Genomic DNA, 15484 nt, shown 5'->3' with positions numbered 1-15484 from the left:
CCTGCGAAGCATCTTATCAAGCCACAACGGTTCGTTCGACGGGGATAAGATGCTTCGTGCCTCAGCATGACAGGCGATTGAATTGGTAATGCAGTAGAGATGCTTCGACAAGCTCAGCATGACATTTAGTGGTATTCATAAACTCGCTTTTCTCACGCAATCAGTAAAAAAGCCAGCACCACCAATGCTAGCCCGCTTATCAGCAGCCACGCCGCCACGCCCACTTTGAAGCGGCCCTTGGGTTTGCCGGCATTTAATGGATTAGCCAGGCCCACGGGGCCTTGTTGGGCAATGGTTTCGGGGGTGATGGCGCCTTGCCGCTCCAGCTCAAAAAAGCAGCGGGCCGTGGCGTAGGCGTCGGCCAGGGCGTCGTGCTGCTGGGGCATGGGCTCGTGAAACAGGCGCTGGTAGAGCTCGCCGAGGCGCAGAAAACGGCGGTTGGTGTAGCGCACCAGCTCGCCGGTAGCGCGCATGGTGCAGAAGGTGGGCAGGTGCTCGAGCGGATTTTGCAGGCCCGCGCGGTAAAACCCCACGCTCACCATGTGGTAATCGAGCTGCATGAAGTGGGCCACCACCAGCGGGTGGTAGCGCAGCAGGTCGCGGTGCAGGCGGTGCATCACGGTGTGCCGGGGCTTGCCGTTGTCGCGCAAAAAGTCCAGCGTCAGGCCGTGGATGCTGCCCGACGCCGGGCTCATGTCGTAGTCGTTGGGCTGGATGTAGTGGTTTTCGGCCTTCACTTCCTGGCCATCGCGGGTGTACACCACCCAGGCCAGCTGCACGATGTGCGGCCAGTTGTCGCGGCTGGAATACGGCTTGCTCCAGTCGCGCGGAATGCCCGAGGTTTCGGTATCGACGAACAGGAGGTATTCTCTCACAAGGCTGACGCTTCACTTAATGAAGAATTAAGAATGAGGAATGAAGAGTTAGCTCAACGACCAATTGGTCATTGGTCACTAGTCATTAGTCACTCTCAACTTCTCACTCTTATAATGCACTTCCGACTGCTCGCGCAGCCGCCCGGCGCTGAATTCGGGGGTAACGTCGCGCTGCGGGTCGCCGAGCATTTCGTATCCAACCATAAACTTACGCACGGTGGCCGAGCGCAGCAGTGGCGGGTAGAAATGCATGTGCAGGTGCCACTCGGGGTGCTCCTGCCCGTCGGTGGGGCGCTGGTGCAGGCCGGCTGAGTACGGGAAGGAGATGTTGAACAGGTTGTCGTAGCGGATGGTGAGGCGGCGCAGGGCGTCGGCCAGCGCGTCGCGCTCGGGGGCGGTGAGCTGGGTGATGTCCTGCACGGGCCGGCGGGCCACCAGCAGGGTTTCGAAGGGCCACACGGCCCAGAACGGCACCAACACCACAAAATGCTCGTTTTCGAGCACGATGCGCTCCTTCTGCTCCAGCTCGATGGCCAGGTAGTCGCTCAGCAGGGTGCGGCCGTGCTCCTGGAAGTAGGCCAGCTGCTGCACGCTTTCCTTGGCGGGCTCGCCGGGCACGGTGCGCTGGGCCCAAATCTGGCCGTGCGGGTGCGGGTTGGAGCAGCCCATCATGGCGCCTTTGTTCTCAAAAATCTGGACGTAGTTGATGTCGGGGCGGGCGCCGAGGGTCTGAAATTCCTCCACCCACAAATCCACCACCTGCCGGATAGCGGGCACCGTCATCTCGGGCAGCGTCAGGTCGTGGCGCGGCGAGAAGCAGATAACCCGGCACACGCCCGACTCGGCCTCGGCCAGCAGCAGGCCGCCCTGGTTGATGCTGCCGGTGGGCACCTCGGCCTGCAGCGCGCCAAAATCGTTGTTAAACACGAACGTGCTGGCGTAGGGCGGGTTTATTTCGCCGCCCACGCGGCTGTTGCCGGGGCAGAGGTAGCAGGTGGGGTCGTAGGTGGGGCGCTGCTCGGTTTCGGCCTCCTCCTGCTGGCCCTGCCAGGGGCGCCTGGAGCGGTGCGGCGACACCAGCACCCATTCGCCAGATAAGGCATTGAAGCGACGGTGCGGGTGTTCGGTGCTATCGAAAGATGCCATGGATTGAGGGTTTTTAGTCTTAATAGCAACGGTCATGCTGAGCTGGCCGAAGCAACTTGCGTGCAGCAGTAAGCCAACCGTCTGTCATGCTGACGCAGGAAGCATCTTATCACGTCAGAACTGCTCGTTTAGCCGTGAGAAGGTGCTTCGCAAGCTCAGCATGACAGCCGATTATAGTTAGTATTGAGGTAGAGATGCTTCGGCTGCGCTCAGCATGACGTTCTTGGGTTATTGGGCCGCCGCGGCCAAGGGACTTACCCCGGCCACGATGGTGGTCTGGTAGGTTTCGGGAACGCGGCCGAACTGCTGCTGATACGCCGCGCTCACGTGCGCAATGAATGCGTCGACGTGCTCGGGCGCCACCAGGTTAATGGTGCAGCCGCCGAAGCCGCCGCCCATCATGCGGGAGCCATATACGCCGGGCACGCCGCGGGCCGCTTCCACCAGCGCATCCAGCTCCACGCAGCTCACTTCATAGTCGTCGCGCAGGCCGGCGTGCGAAGCGTACATGTCCTGCCCAAAGGCGGTGAGGTCGCCGGCTTCGAGGTGGCGGCAGCCGGTTTCTACGCGGCCGTTTTCCTTAACCACGTAGGCGCAGCGGCGGTACACGGTATCGCCCAACTCGTCGCGGTGGGCGTCGAGTTGGGCCACGGTGGCGTCGCGCAGGCTTTGCACGGCGGGGTAGTATTGCTGGAGCACGGCCACGCCGCGCTCGCACTCCTCGCGGCGGGTGTTATACGCCGAAGTGGCCAGGCTATGCTTCACGCCCGAGTTGCAGAGCACAATGCGGCTGGCCGTAGTATCGAAAGGAAAGTACGCGTACTCGAGCGAGCGGCAATCGAGCCGCACCACCTGCCCCGCGCGCCCAAACAGGCTGGCAAACTGGTCCATGAGGCCGCACTGCACTCCGGCGTAGGTGTGCTCGGCTTTCTGGGCCACGTGGGCCAGCTCCATTAGCCCAATGTTGGCGTGCAGCAGGTGGTTGAGGGCAAAGGCCAGCCCGCATTCCAGCGCCGCTGACGACGACATGCCCGCCCCCACCGGAATGTTGGCCCCAAACACGCAATCGAACCCCGGCACCACCACGCCACGCTGCTGGAGCTGGGCCACCACGCCCAGCAGGTAATTGGCCCAATGGGTTTGGCTGGGGCTCACTTCGGCCACATTGGCCAGGGTAAAGGTCTCGCCCAAATCGTGGGAGATGAGCCGGATTTCGGTGCCCCCGTTCAGGCCCACCGCAAAAATCGCCTCCTTATCGATGGCCGCCGGCAGCACATAGCCGCCGTTGTAGTCGGTGTGCTCGCCGATGAGATTGACGCGGCCGGGCGCCCGCACCAGCATGGGCTCGTAGCCAAAATGCTGTTTGAATTCGGCGAGAACGGCTTGGGCAAGAGGTGCTGACATGAGCGAAAGCGGGAATGAAGGCGAAAGGAGGAAATTGAGCTAGAAGGGTAAAAACTGTACGCAACTTGGGACTTTAGCAGCTGCCAATAGCGTGTGACACCCGAAAAGTAGTGCGCAATTCCAGTATATACACCAACCTTTGTGTTGGCAACGGGAACCGCTGGCTCCGGCCCGGCCCCTGGGCGCTGGTTCGCTCACGTACTCCAAGGTGGCCCGGTGCGGCAGGCCCCACCGGAGCCCCAATACTGCTTTCCGGGCCTAACCAGCTCATTATTCACCTTCTGCCGCTCGCGTCGGCCACCCTCGCATGACGATACCCGCCCCACCCCTTCGCCCGCTTCGTTGCATGCTTACTGGCAGCCGTTTTCTGTTTTTTATTGCGCTGCTTTATCAAACGATTGTGCCAGCCGTAGCCCAGGCCCAGGAAGCCGGGCGCGAGCCCAGTGGCGATGTGTTCGTGGATAAAAAAGGGGTGCTGCGCTGGCAGAAAGGCAAGCAGGAAGTGGCCTTGTTTGGCGTGAACTACACTACACCGTTTGCCTATTCTTATCGGGCCCACCAGAAGCTGGGCGTACCCCACGAGCAAGTCATTGCCCGGGACGTGTACCACCTGGCGCGGCTGGGCGTCGATGCGTTTCGGGTGCACGTGTGGGACGTCGAAATCACGGACACCACCGGCAACTTGTTGGAGAATGAGCACCTGCGCCTGCTCGACTTCCTGGTGAATCAGCTCAAGCAGCGCGGCATCAAAATCATCCTCACGCCCATTGCTTACTGGAACAACGGCTACCCCGAAAAGGACACTGGCACGGGCTTTTCCAGCATCTATTCCAAAAGCCAGGCCTACACCAACCCGCGCGCCATTGCGGCCCAGGAGCGCTACCTCACGCAGTTTCTCAACCACCGAAACCCCTACACCCAGCAGCTCAACCGCGCAGACCCGAACATCATCGCCTTCGAGGTGTGCAACGAGCCCAAGTACCACAAGCCCGAGGCCGAAATCACCAGCTTTGCCGACCGCATGGCCCAGGCCATTCGGGCCACGGGCTGCCGCAAGCCGGTGTTCTACAACGTGTCGGAAAACCCCGATGTGTACGAGGCCGTGCTCAACGCCCGGGTCGACGGCCTCACGTTTCAGTGGTACCCGCAGGGGCTGGTGAGCAACCACACGCTGCGCGGCAACTTCCTGCCGTTTGTGGACCAGTACCCCATCCCTTACCGCCAGGACGCGCGCTTTGCTACCAAGGCCAAGATGGTGTACGAGTTCGAATCGGCCGATATTATTCAGCCGGTGATGTACCCGTTTATGGCCCGCAGCTTCCGTGAGGCAGGCTTTCAGTGGGCCACGCAGTTTGCCTACGACCCCTTGGCCATTGCCTATGCCAACACCGAGTACCAGACCCACTACCTCAACCTGGCCTACACCCCGGCCAAGGCCCTTAGTTTGCTGATTGCGGGCAAGGTGTTCCGGAATGTGAAGCGCGGGCAGACCTTTGGGCGCTACCCGCAGGATTCCGTTTTTAACGGCTTCCACGTGAGCTACCGGCGGGGCCTGAGCGAGATGAACACGCCGGAGGAATTCTACTACACGGCCAACACCACCACGGCCCCCGCGCAAGCGGCCAAGCTGCAGCACGTGGCCGGCGTGGGCTCGTCGGCGGTGGTGCACTACGGCGGCACGGGTGCCTATTTTCTCGACAAGCTGGCTTCCGGCGTGTGGCGCCTCGAGGTGATGCCCGACGCCGTGGCCATCCGCGACCCGTTTGAGAGAGCCTCGCTCAGCAAGCCCGTCACGCAGATACTGTGGAACGCCCAGCCGCTGCAAATCGAGCTAAGTGACCTGGGCCAAAACTTCTCCTTAAAAGGCCTGAACGAAGGCAACACCGCCCAGGCCCAGGCCGCCGCGGGCCGCACCACCGTGCGGCCCGGCGTGTACCTGCTGGCCGCCGCCGGCAAGTCCACCACCGCCTTCACCGCGCAAACCGCCTTCCACTACATCAAGCTGGGCGAATTTGTGGCGCCCGCCCCCAGCGCGCTGGGCCCGCAGGTGCGGCACAGCCCGCCCGCCCAGGCCATGACCGGCCAGCCGTTGCGCATCGCCGCTACTCTCACCGGTTTGGCTCCCACCGACAGCGTGTTTCTGGTAGCTCAACATTACTACGGCCGCACCCGCACCCTGCCCATGACCAGCACCGCCTACGCCACCGTGGAAGCCACTGTGCCCGCCGACCTGCTCTACGCCGGCCAGCTCCGCTACTGGATAGTGTTGCGAAAAGGCGCCCAGGCCCTCACTTTCCCCGGCGGCTTCAGCGGCCAGCCCCGCGACTGGGACTACACCCACCCCGAGCACTACGAGGTGCCCATTGTGGGGCCCGGCACGCCGCTGCCGCTCTTCCAGGCCAACCAGGACCAGGACCGAATCGAAGCCCAAGGCATTGCCTCTAATACCTGGACCGACTACGTGACCATGCCCGACGGCGCCCTGGCCCTGCGCCTGCTGCAAGGCCCGCCCCGCTCCGGGCAGCCCGCCCCTACCGGCCCCGCCGCCAGCCTGCGCGTGTACTTCGGCGACCGTACGGCCACCCGCCAGCCCGACCTGGCCAACCTCAAGGAACTGGTAGTGCGGGCCCGCAGCAGCCAGCCCAACGCCCGCGTCACCGTGACTCTGGCCACCAAAGACGCCCAAGCCTACTCCGCCTCACTGCCGCTGAGCGCCGAAATGCAGGAAGTACGCATTCCGCTGAGTGCCTTTCAACCCTCCCCGCTGCTGCTGGTGCCGCGCCCCTACCCTGGCTTCCTGCCCCTCACGTTCCAGGCCGCCAGCCAGCCCCCCTTCAAGCTTGCCAATGCGGAAGTGCTGCAAGTGGTGTGGGACGCGGCAACTCCCACGGGCACCCCGGTTAACGTCGACATCGAGTGGGTTTTTCTACGCCGCTAAGCTTATTCGCCCAGCTCAATAATCTAGCAGTAGAGACGCGGCCCTGTGCGTCTCTACTGCACTTTTAGTAACAACCGCTCAGCTGTTTTTCTGAGCATCACCATTAAGTATGCCTGTTTCCTCCCAGCTATCTACTGCTGTGCTACGCTCATGTGGCGGTATTTTTCTACTGGCGTCTCTGAGCCAATGCGCCGGCCAACCCGGCACGTCGGGGCACAGAACCAAGGTTCCGGCGGTTATTACCAATTTCAACCAGGACTGGCAGTTTGTTAAGGATGTCGACACGACCGTTACGGCTGCGCTCTTTGCCAAAACCGGCGGGCCGGGTCAGTGGGCCACGGTTTCGCTGCCGCACACGCTGCGGATTGAGCCGGTAGTAACCGACCAGCAGCAGTGGCAGGGCGTGAGCTTCTACCGCAAGTTTTTCCGCGTGCCCTCGGATGGGCCGTACCCGCGGGTAACCGTGGAGTTTGGCGCGGCCATGCACACGGCCGATGTGTACCTGAACGGCCAGCGCCTGCAGCGGCACGTGGGCGGCTACCTGCCCTTCACCGTCGACATTTCCAAACAGGCGAAATACGGCGAGGAAAATTGCCTGGTGGTGCGCCTCGACAACCGCGACAACCCGGTGGTACCACCCGGCAAGCCCCTGAAGGGCCTCGACTTCAATTTCTACGGCGGCCTGTACCGGACCGTCAAATTGAGTCTGTGCAACCCGCTGTACATTTCCGATGCTGTGCAGGCGGGCCACGCGGCGGGCGGCGGCCTGCTGTTGCACTACGAAAACATCAGTTCCGAGAGCGCCACGCTGCATGTGCAAACCGAGGTGCAAAACAACACGTCTGAGGCTCAGAACGCCCAGGTGCGCACGGTGCTGTTCAACGAAAAGGGTAAGGAAGTGGCCCGGGGCCTGAGCGAGGCCATCAGCCTGGCCCCTGCCGCTTTCGGGCAGGTAAAGCAGCAGCTCACCATTGCCCAGCCGCAGCTGTGGTCGCCGGAGCAGCCCTACCTCTACCGCGTGGTGGTGGAAGTGCTACGCGACGGCAAAGTCATCGACCGCCAGCAAACCACCACCGGCGTGCGCAGCATCAAGTTCGTGGCCAAGGCTTTCACCCTCAACGGCCAACCGCTGCGCCTGCGCGGCACCAACCGCCACCAGGAGTACCCTTACCTCGGCTACGCCATTTCGGATAACGCGCAGTACCGCGACGCCTGGAAAATCAAGGACGCCGGTTTCAACTTCGTGCGCTGCTCGCACTACCCGCCCTCGCCGGCGTTCCTGCAGGCCTGCGACGAGCTGGGTATTCTAGTGATGGACTCAACGCCGGGCTGGCAGTTTTTCGGCAACGAGGAGTTTGCCAAAAACAGCATGCAGAACATCCGCGACATGGTGCGGCGCGACCGCAACCACCCCAGCATTGTGCTGTGGGAGGCGGCCCTGAACGAAACCGACATGCCCAAGCCTTTCATGGACGCCGCTCACCGCGCCGTGCACGAGGAGCTGCCCTTCTCTGAAAACGTGTACACCTGCGGCTGGCTCGACTACGCCTACGACGTCTTCATTCCGGCCCGCCAGCACCTCAAGGCGCCCGATTATTTCAACAAGTACGCCAAGGACAAGCCCCTGTTTCTGTGCGAGTATGGCGACTGGGAATACTACGCCCACAACGCCGGCTTCAACCAAACCGCCTTCTCGGGCCTGAAGGAATCGGAGCGCACCTCGCGGCAGCTGCGCGGGCAGGGCGAGCGGGCGCTGGCCCAGCAGGCGCTCAACTTCCAGGAAGCGCACAACGACAACTTCCGCGGCCCGGCCGTGGGCGACGCCAACTGGCTGATGTTTGACTACAAGCGCGGCTACGCGCCGGATATTGAGTCGTCGGGCGTGGGCGACATTTTCCGGCTGCCCAAGTTCGCCTACTACTTCTACCAGAGCCAGTACGGACCCGTGGCCGACCGAAACGGCTTCGGCAAGCCCATGGCCTACATCGCCAGCTACTGGCAGCCCACCTCGGCCACCCAGGTAGTGGTGTACAGCAACTGCGACGAAGTAGAGCTGCAGCTCAACGGCAAAACTGTGGCCCGCCAGCGGCCCGACGCCACTGCCTTCGCGGACCGGCTGGCCCACGCGCCGTTCACCTTCAAGGTGCCGGCGTTTGCGCCGGGCACACTGCGGGCCGTGGCCTACCGCAACGGCAAGCCCGCCGCCACCGCCGAGAGGCGCACGCCCGGCGCGGCCCACCACCTGCAGCTCAGCTACGACCGCAGCGGCCGCGACGCCGGCCCGCAGGACGTGGTATTCGTGTACGCCGCCGTGGTTGATGCCAACGGCACGGTGCTGCCCGAGGCCACCGCCGCCATCCGCTTCGCCGCGCAAGGCAATGCCGAGCTGGTGGGCGACAACCCCGTGCGGGCCGAAGCCGGCATAGCCACCGTGCTGCTGAAAACCGGCCTGGGCAGCGGCCCGGTGCAGCTCACCGCCACCGCCGACGGCTTGCCCAGCGCCTCGCTCAAGCTTACCGTTAAGTAGCTCCATTCTGACTCAAACATTCTAAGCTTTTGACTTTATGAAAAGAATTTTACCATTGCTCCTGACCATCGGTGTGCTGCTGGGGCTCGCCAACCGCGCCGCGGCCCAGACGGCCGCCCCTTTCGCCAAAGGGGCCGACGTGAGCTGGGTGACCGAAATGGAGCAGGCCAACTACCGGTTCTACAACGAAGCGGGGGTGCCGCAAGACCTGTTTCAGCTGCTGCACGACCATGACATGAACACCATTCGGCTGCGGGTGTGGGTGAACCCGGCCGGCGGCTGGAATGGCAAAAACGACGTCGTTGCCAAAGCCATTCGGGCCCACAATCTGGGCTTCCGGATTATGATAGACTTCCACTACAGCGACTCCTGGGCCGACCCAGGCAAGCAAACCAAACCCGCCGCCTGGAGTGCCTACACCTTCCCGCAGCTGCTGACCGCCGTGTACGACCACACGTATGACGTGCTCAACACGCTAAAGCAAAACAACATCGTGCCGGAGTGGGTGCAGGTAGGCAACGAGACCAACGACGGCATGCTCTGGCCCGAGGGGCGGGCCTCTACCAACATGGCCAACTTCGCCCAGCTCGTGGACCGGGGCTATGCCGCCGTGAAGGCTGTAAATCCCACCTCCAAAGTAATTGTGCACGTCTCCAACGGCTTCAACAACGGCCTGTTCCGGTACCTGTTTGATGGATTGGTGGCCAACGGCGCCCGGTTTGACGTCATCGGGATGTCGCTCTACCCCACGGCTGCCAACTGGCCTACCCTCACGGCGCAGTGCCAGACCAACATGAACGACATGGTGACGCGCTACCCCGGCAAAGAGGTGATGGTGGTTGAAACCGGCATGCCGGCCGATGCACCCATTCCCACCCAGCAAATGCTGCTCGACCTGATGGCCAAAGTACGGGCCGTGCCCGGCGGCAAAGGCCTGGGTGTACTGTACTGGGAACCACAGGCCTACAACTGGATGGGATACGGCCTGGGCACCTGGAACACCAACGGGCAGCCCACCGCCGCCCTCGCGGCCTTCCTGAACACGCCGCCCGCCCGCGTCCTGGTCTACAACCCCGGCTTCGAATACACGGGCCCCGTGCAGGCTCCCTTGGGCTGGACAACGGCCTCGACTACGGGCGACGCCGATGCCGACGTCACGCAGGCCCCCGGCTACACCGGCGCCTACCAGCTCACCCACCAGAAAGCGACGGCCTATCAGGTTCGCACCTATCAGCTGCTCACTTCGGTGCCCAATGGTACCTACACCCTGCGCGCCTGGGCCAAGAGCAGCGGCGGCCAAACCACCTGCCAGCTCTACGCCAATGGTTTCGGCGGGGCCGAGGTAGCCACTACCATTCCGGCGGCGGCCAACTGGACGTTGGTGCAGGTAAGCGGCATCACGGTCAGCAACGGGCAGTGCGAAATTGGGCTGCGCTCCGACGCCCACGCCGGGGAGTCGGTGAGCCTCGACGACGTGGAGTTTGTGGATTCGTCGGTGCCGGCTCCGGCAGCTCAATTTACTGTGGATGGGCAGGTTTCTGCTACCGAAATCGGTACTGGCCCAGGCAAGTACCAGCTGGCCGCCACCTACGCCGGCAACCACCTCGAAGCCGACCGGGGCCTGAAGGCCTTGTACGTGGGCTACACCGCCACCACCCTGAACCTGATGCTGGTGGGCTCGGCCGAATCGGCCGCGGGCGCCTACCGCGCCCTCGTGCTGTACCTCAACACGCCGGGCCGCACCGGTGCCCCGGCCCGGGTGCAGCTCAGCGGAGGCAGCGACGGCCCCTCGCCCCTCAAACACAAGCCGACGCTCGACATGCAGGCCGATTACGGTTTTCGCGCGTCCATCGGCTCTACTACTGCCACAGCCAATGACGTGTATTTCAGCCGGGTGTCGTACGTGACGGGCACTGCCGTCGCGCCAGGCAACGACACCTACCTCGGAGCCGGTACCAAAGCCGGCGGCCTCGTCACGGTCCCCGCCACGCTGGACCTGGCCGGCAGTAAGTTGGCTTACTTCAACACGCCCAACCTCACGGCCAACACCGCCAATTCGGGGCTGGAAATCGAAATTCCTTTGTCCACCCTGGGCACCACGGCCTCGCCCGTAACGGTGGGCAGCCAGGTTGAGATATTTGCCGCTTTCACCGATTCGGACGGCACGTTTTATACCGACGTACTGCCCCAGATTCCGGGCCGCACCGCTGCGCTGGGCGCCAACCCCGACTTCACTGCCATTCCGGGCAACCAGTTCATCACCTACGAGCTGGGTGGGGCTGTGCTAGCCAGCCGCACCGCCAGTGCCACCGGCCTCGACTTCCAGGTGTATCCCAACCCAGCCCAAGCCACCGCTTCTATTGCCTACACGGTGCCATCTGGCCCGCAACTGGTATCGCTGGCCGTATACAATGCCCTGGGCCAGCGCGTACGCTCCTTGGTTAGTGCGCTGCAGACGGGCAAGCAGCAGTTTACCCTCGGCACCCTTCCCACAGGCTCCTACCTAGTGAGACTGCAAATCGGGACGAAAATCACCAGCAAAAAGCTGGTGGTTGAGTAAAGACCGCAGAACTACCAAATTCCGTTTGCCGCCAACAAAAAGAGGCCATTCCGTGCGGAATGGCCTCTTTTTGTTGGCGGCAAAGGCCGGCTGCTAATTCAGGGGCTGAATCTCAAATCCCGCTTCCTGCACGGCGGTTATCACCTGGCTGGCCGAGACCTGCGCAGCGCTGATGGTGAGAATTTTATCTGGGCTGGCCGTATCAACCTGCCAGTTATTTGCGCCTACCTCCTGGTTCAGGGCAGGAGTCACCGCACGAATGCAGTTGTTGCAGTTGATGGTGGTTTTAAATCGAAGAGTTGACATAATAAGGAGGCTTGTAATGGAATTGCGCCCGAGGAAATTCGAGGCCGAATTAGCCCAATTCTAAACGCGTTTCGGGTAATGGCAGTGCAAAAATACCCGCGATAGGGCGATTCAATTGCACAGAATCTCACCGCAAATCAGCATAATTCTGCCGCTGCCAATCAAGCCGCGGGCAGGTGATTAAGACTTTTTAACCAGTTCCATTTCGCAGGTGGGGCACTTGCCGGGCTTGGTGCTTTGGCTGCCGGCGCAGCCCATGGGGCACTCGTAGCGGGCCTCCACGGCAGGTGTGGCAGCGGACTTGGCAGGAGCCGCGGGTGCGGCGGTAGCGGCGGGCTTCTGCTGCTCACAGCTGCTGGCCATGAGGGCGCTCATCAATAAGGCGTGGAAAAGAACGGAGCGAAAAGTAAGCGACATGGTTGGGGAAATTGGGCTGGCTTGCAGCCTCCAAAGCGGGGCTGCGGGGCGAAGCGTCGAACAGCAAATTTAAGGCACAACGTTCCGGCCGCTGGGGCCCCGGCTACTCGAAGCCGCGGGTGTCTTCCGGCTGTTCGTCCTTGCGCTTGGGGCGCGAGTTGTCGGCCTTGGCGTTGCCGAAGCGGTAGGTGAAGCCCAGGTACAGGATGCGCGACTCGCGCTTGTTGCGGGTCAGGGACTCGAAGCCCGGGCCGTAGGCATTGAAATTGAACTGCTGGGTATTGAGCAGGTCCGACACGCGCAGGGTAATGCTGCCCTTTTCTTTGAGCACGTTTTGCTTGGCGGCGAAGTCCATGCTGAACTGCGTGAGGCGGCTGCCCTGGGCCGTGACCACCGGCGAGCGGTAGTTGGCCGAGAGCTGCAAGTCGAGCAGCTTGGTGGGCGACACCGTGGAATTGAGCCGGCCCGTGTACACAAAGTTGCTGTTGTTGATGTCGGTATTGGTCGGGGCCGAGCCCTGGATGATACGGCGGAAAGCGGAGGTGTTGACGCTGATTTTCCAGATGCTGGTGAGGGCCGTGGAGCCCACCGCTTCCAGGCCGTAGCTGATTTCGTGGCCGATGTTGAGCCGCGTGTTGTTGGTAACACGGGTGTTACTCACCGGGTCCAGAAAAAACGGGTCGCGGATGTTGGTAATGGTGTTTTGCTCGTAGCGGTAGAAGGCCGTGCCGCTAATGGAGCTACCCGCCCCGAAGAACTTCTGGTCGCCGAGCTCCAGCGAGTGCACATATTCGGGCATCAGCGTGGCGTTGCCGGTGCGCAGGTTCAGGGGGTCCGAGCGGTCGGTGAAGGGGTTGAGCTCGTCGGCATTGGGGCGTTGCACGCGGCGGGAATAGCTCAACTGCACGCGCTGGTCCTGGCTGAGGTCGTAGGCCAGCACGGCACTCGGAAACAAGTTCAGGTAGCTGCGCGTGAAGTGGGCATTGGGCACGTCCGTCGACTGGTCGCCCTTGGTGTTGGTTTGCTCCAGGCGCAGGCCCAGCTGATAGCTGAAGGCGCCGGCCACGTTGGCGTAGGTACCGTACGCGGCCTGGATATACTCGTGGTAGACGTAGCGGTTCGACGGGTCGAATACCTGCGCGGGCTGGCTGGTAAAGAGATAGTCGCTGTCGTAGCGGCGCGAAATGCTTTTGGCGCCCAGCTCGTAGCGGCCCTTCTCGCCCAGCGGCATCACGTAGTCCAGCTGTGCCGAGGCCAGGTCCGCCTGGTCATCAAACGTTTGGCTTTGGTGCCCGGTAGTCCAGGCCACGTCGTTGCGGTAGTCCACTGCCGAGTTTACCACAATGTGGCTCAGCACGGGCGTATAGACGACGTTGGCGGTCAGCTCGCGGCGCTTCTGCGCAGGCCAGAGGCGGCGGTAGTCCAGGCTGAAATCAGCCTGCCGGGCGGTGCCGGCATTGGTGTTGTAACGGTTGGTATTGCCCAAGGCAATGGGCATGTTGGTGGTGATGTTCTCCTGGCTCGAAATAATGTCTTCGCGGTTGCGCTGCGTATTGAAGCGCGGCTGCACCGTGAGCGTCAGGGTTTGCTCCGGGGTGATGGCGTAGTCCAGGCCCAGGCGGACGTTGTGCGAAAGGCCGGTGTTCAGGCCCGACCGGTCCTGGCTGAGCACGGTGGTTTGGCCGTTGGCGGTGGCACGCTGCCGCACCGAGCCGTAGCCCGTGCGCCGGTCCTGCCGAAAATCGTAGGCCCCAAACACGTTGAGCTTGCCCTGGTGGTAGTTCAGGTTCAGCGAAGTGTTGTACTTGCCACGGGTGCCGGCCGTGGCGGTTGCCTGGCCGTTCCAGCCGTCCTCGCGCTCCTTTTTCAGTACAATGTTAATGATGCCAGCCGTGCCTTCCGCATCGTAGCGCGACGAGGGGTTGGTCACCACCTCAATGTTCTGAATGCTGCTGGCGGGCAGCTGGTCCAGCGCCACGCTGGTGGGCTTGCCATCCACAAAGATTTTCACGTTGCTCGAGCCGCGCAGGCTCACGGCGCCGTTCTGGTCCACGGTCACGCTCGGCACGTTTTGCAGCACATCGGAGGCCGTGCCGCCAGTGGCGGTCAGGTCCTTGGTCACGTCGATTACCTTCTTGTCGAGGTTGTCGCTCACAATCTGGCGCTGGCCCTGCACCACCACTTCGCCCAGCTTGGTGGCGGCCACGCGCAGCCGCAGCGCTCCCAGCTCCAGCATGGGCACCGCGGCCGACAGCGCCACCGGCCGGCGCCCGGTGCGGTAGCCCACCACCGTGGCCTGCAGCACGTAGCTGCCAAACGGCACCTTATCCACCGAGAAAGCCCCACTTTCCAGCGTTTGGGCCCCGGCCACAAAGCTTGAATCTGCCGCCCGCAGCAGCACCACACTGGCAAAAGGCAGCGGCTGGTTGTCGGCCGCATCCAGCAGCTTGCCAGCCACGCTGCCCGTGCTTTGGGCCATAGCTCCCAGCGGCAAGCTTAGCAGCCCCACGGCCAGCACCCACGCCAGCGCAGGGATACGGGCATTAAAAAACCGCACCAAGGCGGCAGCTTCAGCCCTAAGGCCTTTTCTTTCTCCAACAAGCTTCATCTATACTAACAGACTTTAACCCTGGCAACCGCCAGTAGTTGGCAGCCTGATTCCGGGCGGTATGGTGCCCGGCACCAAATTTACGCCTCAATCCTGAGGAAAGTCTGAGCATCTATGTCACTTCCATTTCATAATATACCCAAATGCATACATTAGCTGCATAATCCACGAAATGCCCAAGCGAGTCGCCATTCAATGGTCCAATGCCTGAAGCGAGAATAGGCTTCAGCAGATTAGGACTAAGGCCCATCTCGCAATTAGTCTTCGCCCTGCTATGCGCTTCTTCCTCTTGATCTCTTTGCTGCTGAGTCTTCTGCTAATCCATTCAGGCCATGCCCAAGCCGTGGGCGATTCCACCAAGCAGGGCGCTCAGCAGGCCCGCTCTTCCGTAGCGCTCGACAGCGTGCAGACCGTGCACGACCTGTTCCAGGCCAAGCGCTCAGCTGGTAGCACTTTTGTAGGCATAGGGCTGGGCGCGCTTATCCTCTCCCCCATAATTGGGGCACTTAGCGGAGGCCTGCCTTCAGGCGCCCGCTCATCGGCCAGCGGCACCTTTGCTGTCACAATTGGGGTATTGGGTGCGGGCTCGTTTTTCATTGGCCTCATCCAAAAACTAAATTATAGCCGCTACAACGAGCGAGCACTGCTCGCTGCATATGCGAAGGGCAAGCCTCTGCCAGCACTAATCCGCACCAAATTGTAG

10 protein-coding genes and 1 pseudogene are annotated in these 15484 nt (G+C 62.3%); 4 read left to right on the top strand and 7 right to left on the bottom strand.

All coding sequences use genetic code 11. From position 1 onward, the window contains the following. Positions 1–152: 152 nt before the first annotated feature. The 3 genes from LJ738_RS03235 to galK form a co-directional block, all read right to left on the bottom strand. Entirely contained in the window at positions 153–875 is a 723-nt protein-coding gene (locus LJ738_RS03235) for a 3'-5' exonuclease (protein ID WP_227784880.1), read from the bottom strand. Positions 876–953: 78 nt separating this feature from the next. Continuing rightward, the gene (locus tag LJ738_RS03230; protein WP_227784879.1) at positions 954–2021 is read right to left on the bottom strand and encodes a UDP-glucose--hexose-1-phosphate uridylyltransferase; all 1068 of its coding nucleotides are present in this window, start codon (positions 2019–2021) and stop codon (positions 954–956) included. A 228-nt stretch (positions 2022–2249) separates the two neighbouring features. Further along, the gene (galK, locus tag LJ738_RS03225) at positions 2250–3425 is read right to left on the bottom strand and encodes a galactokinase (RefSeq protein WP_227784878.1); all 1176 of its coding nucleotides are present in this window, start codon (positions 3423–3425) and stop codon (positions 2250–2252) included. A 346-nt stretch (positions 3426–3771) separates the two neighbouring features. Here galK and LJ738_RS03220 point away from each other — a divergent pair, with 346 nt between their 5' ends. The 3 genes from LJ738_RS03220 to LJ738_RS03210 all read left to right on the top strand — a co-directional run bounded on the left by LJ738_RS03220 (position 3772) and on the right by LJ738_RS03210 (position 11450). Beyond that, a complete protein-coding gene (locus LJ738_RS03220; protein ID WP_227784877.1) occupies positions 3772–6363 on the top strand; it encodes a cellulase family glycosylhydrolase in 2592 nt (863 codons plus the stop codon). A gap of 109 nt (positions 6364–6472) precedes the next feature. After that, the gene (locus tag LJ738_RS03215) at positions 6473–8890 is read left to right on the top strand and encodes a glycoside hydrolase family 2 protein (protein ID WP_227784876.1); all 2418 of its coding nucleotides are present in this window, start codon (positions 6473–6475) and stop codon (positions 8888–8890) included. Positions 8891–8927: 37 nt separating this feature from the next. Next, entirely contained in the window at positions 8928–11450 is a 2523-nt protein-coding gene (locus tag LJ738_RS03210) for a glycosyl hydrolase 53 family protein (RefSeq protein WP_227784875.1), read from the top strand. A gap of 93 nt (positions 11451–11543) precedes the next feature. On the opposite strand, the gene LJ738_RS03205 is transcribed toward LJ738_RS03210, so the two are convergent. The 4 genes and pseudogenes from LJ738_RS03205 to LJ738_RS21575 form a co-directional block, all read right to left on the bottom strand. Then, on the bottom strand, positions 11544–11756 hold the full coding sequence (locus LJ738_RS03205) for a heavy-metal-associated domain-containing protein (protein ID WP_227784874.1): 213 nt from the start codon (positions 11754–11756) through the stop codon (positions 11544–11546). A 180-nt stretch (positions 11757–11936) separates the two neighbouring features. Then, positions 11937–12173: a heavy metal-binding domain-containing protein gene (locus LJ738_RS03200; protein WP_227784873.1), complete on the bottom strand. Its 237-nt coding sequence runs from the start codon at positions 12171–12173 to the stop codon at positions 11937–11939. A 103-nt stretch (positions 12174–12276) separates the two neighbouring features. Beyond that, positions 12277–13881, bottom strand: coding sequence for an outer membrane beta-barrel family protein (locus tag LJ738_RS03195; RefSeq protein ID WP_410779906.1), 1605 nt, complete (start codon positions 13879–13881; stop codon positions 12277–12279). Positions 13882–14067: 186 nt separating this feature from the next. Beyond that, positions 14068–14652: pseudogene (locus LJ738_RS21575) on the bottom strand (carboxypeptidase regulatory-like domain-containing protein); the annotation flags it as partial. Positions 14653–15055: 403 nt separating this feature from the next. On the opposite strand from LJ738_RS21575, the gene LJ738_RS03190 reads away from it, so the two are divergent. Further along, positions 15056–15484 carry a hypothetical protein gene (locus tag LJ738_RS03190; RefSeq protein WP_227784871.1) on the top strand — a complete coding sequence of 143 codons (429 nt, stop codon included), beginning with the start codon at positions 15056–15058 and terminating at the stop codon, positions 15482–15484.

The sequence above is a fragment of the Hymenobacter plasmatis genome, from assembly GCF_020711255.1.
Classification (GTDB): domain Bacteria; phylum Bacteroidota; class Bacteroidia; order Cytophagales; family Hymenobacteraceae; genus Hymenobacter.
Note: the sequence above shows the minus strand (reverse complement) of the source record. Positions and strands in the feature narration are given on the sequence as shown.